The 4,102-nt window shown below is 42.6% G+C and carries 5 protein-coding genes and 1 tRNA gene; 3 read left to right on the forward strand and 3 right to left on the reverse strand.

The features are described 5' to 3' along the window. Positions 1 to 137: 137 nt before the first annotated feature. From scfB to SIN01_RS14945, 3 genes are all read right to left on the reverse strand, one after another. Positions 138 to 1,544 (reverse strand): thioether cross-link-forming SCIFF peptide maturase, encoded by a 1,407-nt coding sequence (gene scfB / locus SIN01_RS03695; protein ID WP_010026338.1) that lies wholly within the window; start codon positions 1,542 to 1,544, stop codon positions 138 to 140. Positions 1,545 to 1,737: 193 nt separating this feature from the next. Beyond that, positions 1,738 to 1,887, reverse strand: a complete 150-nt coding sequence (scfA, locus tag SIN01_RS03700) for a six-cysteine ranthipeptide SCIFF (RefSeq protein WP_010026335.1) — start codon at positions 1,885 to 1,887, stop codon at positions 1,738 to 1,740. Positions 1,888 to 2,006: 119 nt separating this feature from the next. Further along, the gene (locus SIN01_RS14945) at positions 2,007 to 2,147 is read right to left on the reverse strand and encodes a hypothetical protein (protein WP_156994737.1); all 141 of its coding nucleotides are present in this window, start codon (positions 2,145 to 2,147) and stop codon (positions 2,007 to 2,009) included. A gap of 504 nt (positions 2,148 to 2,651) precedes the next feature. Here SIN01_RS14945 and SIN01_RS03705 point away from each other — a divergent pair. The 3 genes from SIN01_RS03705 (at position 2,652) to SIN01_RS03715 (ending at position 3,803) form a co-directional block, all read left to right on the forward strand. Then, a tRNA-Arg gene (locus SIN01_RS03705) sits at positions 2,652 to 2,725 on the forward strand. 410 nt (positions 2,726 to 3,135) lie between these two features. After that, on the forward strand, positions 3,136 to 3,255 hold the full coding sequence (locus SIN01_RS03710; protein ID WP_010026676.1) for a YjcZ family sporulation protein: 120 nt from the start codon (positions 3,136 to 3,138) through the stop codon (positions 3,253 to 3,255). Between the two features lie 173 nt (positions 3,256 to 3,428). Next, entirely contained in the window at positions 3,429 to 3,803 is a 375-nt protein-coding gene (locus tag SIN01_RS03715; RefSeq protein ID WP_010026675.1) for a YmaF family protein, read from the forward strand. Positions 3,804 to 4,102: the final 299 nt, after the last annotated feature.

The raw sequence follows: 4,102 nt of genomic DNA on the forward strand, positions 1-4,102 counted from the left end.
GCTAGAAAACTTGGCTTTGCCAAGCCTCTGGCGAAGGCAAAGTCGCAGGACGCGGCGTTCTACCAAACCACGTACACTCGTTTCCTTAAAAAAGATCCCTTCTCATTTTGAGAAGGGATCTTTTTTATGACTTAAATTCACTGATTCGCTGCTTGTTTTTCCCGATTCATCGCTTTCATCGATTGGGCGACTTTGATCATCATCGCACATTCAATCCGCTTGCGAAAGATGTCGCAGCTGAATTCGAAGTTGCCATTAAGCGAACCGGTTGCATGCAGCGAATTGGCCGGGCAGCCGCCGCTACAGTACAATTTTGCCCAGCAATCTTGGCATTCCGGTTTCGAATAGCAGTTGGTTTCTTTAAATGCTTCCTGAATTTCCGGTGTTTTTATTCCGTCCCAAATTGTTCCCATACTATAGGTTTCTTCGCCAACAAACTGATGACAAGGGAACAGCTCACCTGTCGGCGTCACGGCTAAATATTCGGTCCCTGATCCGCAACCGGAAATACGTTTGTGAATACAAGGGCCATCATTCAAATCCAGCATGTAATGATAGAAAATGAATCCTTTGCCCTCTTCTTCACGTTTCAGCATCTCTTTGGCAAGAATTTCATATTGCGCATAGATAACCGGAAGATCTTCTTCCTTAAGCGCATACGGTTCCTTAGGATCACAGATCACCGGTTCCATTGAAAGACGGTCAAAACCAAGGTCGGCCATATGAAAAAGATCATTAGTAAAGTCAACATTATTATGCGTAAATGTGCCGCGAACATAGTATTCCTTATCACCGCGCTTTTTCACGAAGTTTTGGAACTTAGGGACAATATAATCATAGCTCCCCTTTCCCGTGATTGTTTTGCGCAGACGGTCATGTACTTCTTTACGCCCGTCAAGGCTCAGCACCACATTGTGCATTTCCTTATTGAGAAAATCAACAACCTCATCACGCAGCAGCAAACCGTTCGTTGTCAGTGTAAAACGGAACTGTTTGTTGTATTCCTTCTCCTTGCTGCGTGCGTAGGCAACGACGCTCTTGACCACCTTCCAGTTCATGAGCGGCTCGCCGCCAAAGAAATCGACATCAAGATTACGGTGGAACCCGCAGTTCTCAAGTAAGAAGTCGATCGCTCGTTTGCCGACTTCCTCACTCATGATCGCACGTGGACCATGGTATTTTCCCTGACTGGCAAAACAATACTCACAAGTTAAGTTACATGTATGAGCAACGTTCAGGCATAGCGCCTTCACGTAGGTTTTTCGCTTTTTTAGATTAAACGACAGATCTTTAAACGCGTCTTCAGAAAAAAGTTTACCGGTTTTCTTGAGTTCTGCAACATCGTCAATCGTTTCGCGTATGCTTGTTTCTGAAACATCCGTATCATCTCTATATTTATCTAACATTTGCCTCACAATAGCATCGGGTGCGTTCTTCTCATACATTTCAATCACATCATAAGCGAGATCATCCACAACATGAACCGAGCCGCTATACGTATCAAGCACAATATTGTATCCGTTTAATTTGTATTGATGAATCATCTGATCGATCCGGCTCCTTATTTAAAACAAAATGTTATTCATTACTTCCACATTAGGCACAAGACGTACACGAATTTCATGTGCATGCTTCGGAGCTTCACCAGTGTGCCCATTGCTCTTAAAAAGATCATTAATTAGAGCATAGAAAATAGCCGCCCAGCTGAATATCCAGTTGAGCGGTAGCCTAACGTTCTTATCGATTTGCCGGTTCTGCGCACTGCTGATTGGCAACACCACAAGAAGTTTTGCATGCAGACTGGCAAGATGTTTGGCATTCGCCATGTCCGCCATGTGTTGCAGATGCCTTTAAATTCATCGTGTTCAAGGTAACAATTCTTTTCATTCTTTCTAACCTCTTTTCGTTGTCTTCAGACCACTACTCAGATCAGTATACAAAAAGAACCGGCTGGTGACTGTGATGTTTGCCATTGAAAGACATAAAAGAATGAAACAAAGACCTATTTATTTGACATGCTTAATAAGCTGCTGATGCTCAATACGCGTACAGACTTCATTAATCATCATGATATCCCGTTCTATTTGATCCAGTCGATGATGTGCATCCTTCAGCAATTCAACAAATGAATGGTATTCCTTACTCATTAGGTAAACCGCTCCTCTGCGCATTGTTGATCATTGCGTTCGCCTAAGCGATCACATCTAATCACCTCTCGAGCGTACCATCCGACGTGAATCAAAACATAATATGTCGCCTATATGCACCCTATAAAATTATCGAAAATCAACGACGATGCAAATAGAAAATTCGCCCCCAATTTGCTCCCAATTTTATAGCATCAGTATTCGCACTGCAAAATGAATCATCAAGGTTAATGCTTGGTATACTGTCATCGGCTTCACCCCCAATCAATAAGGGTGTCACCACATCCGCTCATACGCTTCATTCATCGCCTGTGTTGATTATTGCATGTCATAACCCTCATAACCTATATTTGAGGAATGAATCAACGGGTATCGTGCTATAGAGCATTTGGGATCTTTTGGCCAAACAAAAGCACTAATGAAAAAGTTTTTGCAACAACCATTGACAGATCCTGTCATATTCTCTAAAATAATATAGGTCGTCATGAAAAAGTGAATACATTTGTCCCAGTAGCTCAGCTGGATAGAGCAACGGCCTTCTAAGCCGTGGGTCATGGGTTCGAATCCCTTCTGGGACATACATAGAAAACGGTGAAACCCCTTGATATTAAGGGGTTTTTGTTATGTATAACAGGTGGTACAGTTTAGTCTATTTTTGATGAAACAGCAGTTTATACGCAAATCGTACGCATAAATGATTCGATCCCTCAAAATTGAGGATTGATTGTGTGACTTTCTCAACGGCACAATGATTAATCACATAGAATTTGCTCGTTTTTTCTGCACTTTCTGCATGCTTACGCCCAAACGTTCAGCAAACGTCTGCCAGTTTGCGGTCTACTCTGCAACAGCCCATTGGTACTTCTTAACGCTCATTTTCGGCATGTTGGCTCTTACTTCCTACCTTTAATTTGGGCTCTTTTAACCATTCCGCATTTTCTCCTATACTCATATACTACATGATCATGTGATGAGGAGGTGTTCACTTATGGGGTCTCCTGATGTTGGCGGATATGGCGGCGGATTTGGTCATGGTAGTAACGGTTTTGCGCTAATCGTCGTTCTGTTCATACTGTTGATCATTGTTGGCACAGCATTCTGCTATTAAGAATAATAGGCCTCACCGCGATCCATATCGCCTCTATAACACCTCATCAATCGGAGGGCACCTAGCACCCGGGTGCCCTTTTAAGCATTCCATTCAATTAATTTTCGTTCTAGATCAAATTCCTACGAATATGAATTACAGATTTAAAATCATACACAAAAGAGGCGTAACAAATGGAAATTCCTGTTACTGGTTTCGTGTTCCATGCTGATGATTCAGATCCGCTTCATTCTCATCAACTTTTTATTACGAGTTGGGACGGTGTGCCTATTCATGTCCATCAATTTAGGGGCATTACCTCTTTTGATGCAGGGCACAGACATCAATACGCTGGGACGACTGAACCCGCTCCTAGTGGTATCCCGCATACTCATCGGTATTTCACAGTAACTTCTGTTGACGACGGGCATAGACATCAAGTATCTGGCGTAACAGGACCTGCAATTCCGCTTCCTAATGGGGGTCACTATCACGAATTTAGAGGAACAACTTCGGTAAGTGGTGTTAATCCCCACACGCACCAATACTCCGGTCAAACGAGCCTATAAAGATCCGTTCCTTGAGTAGATTCATTTTCGTTCTGATAAATTCTTCTGTTAGAACGCGTCGAACCTGATCTGTACTTTAACCGGCACCTTTCCAACAACCGCATCCGAATGTTTGCAATGAAGTCTTCACAACGCTACCCTTTTCAACTTCGATCACATTCTCATTGTGTTTCCAACAGCTATTCATGATTTAAGGTTTACAAATCCCACCCAAGCAGATCTTTTCTGACTTTTTCATCAATAAGGGTTGACGCACGATCTCTCAGTATTATAATTAGCACTACAAAAAGATAGATAAA

This window comes from Sporolactobacillus inulinus, assembly GCF_006539285.1.
GTDB lineage: Bacteria > Bacillota > Bacilli > Bacillales > Sporolactobacillaceae > Sporolactobacillus > Sporolactobacillus inulinus.

Bases quoted from the DNA above. Each gene is read 5' to 3' on its own strand.
- SIN01_RS03715 (WP_010026675.1), top strand. From the start codon at position 3,429: ATGGAAATTCCTGTTACTGGTTTCGTGTTCCATGCTGATGATTCAGAT.
- scfA (WP_010026335.1), bottom strand. From the start codon at position 1,887: ATGAAAAGAATTGTTACCTTGAACACGATGAATTTAAAGGCATCTGCA.
- SIN01_RS03710 (WP_010026676.1), top strand. From the start codon at position 3,136: ATGGGGTCTCCTGATGTTGGCGGATATGGCGGCGGATTTGGTCATGGT.
- SIN01_RS14945 (WP_156994737.1), bottom strand. From the start codon at position 2,147: ATGAGTAAGGAATACCATTCATTTGTTGAATTGCTGAAGGATGCACAT.
- scfB (WP_010026338.1), bottom strand. From the start codon at position 1,544: ATGATTCATCAATACAAATTAAACGGATACAATATTGTGCTTGATACG.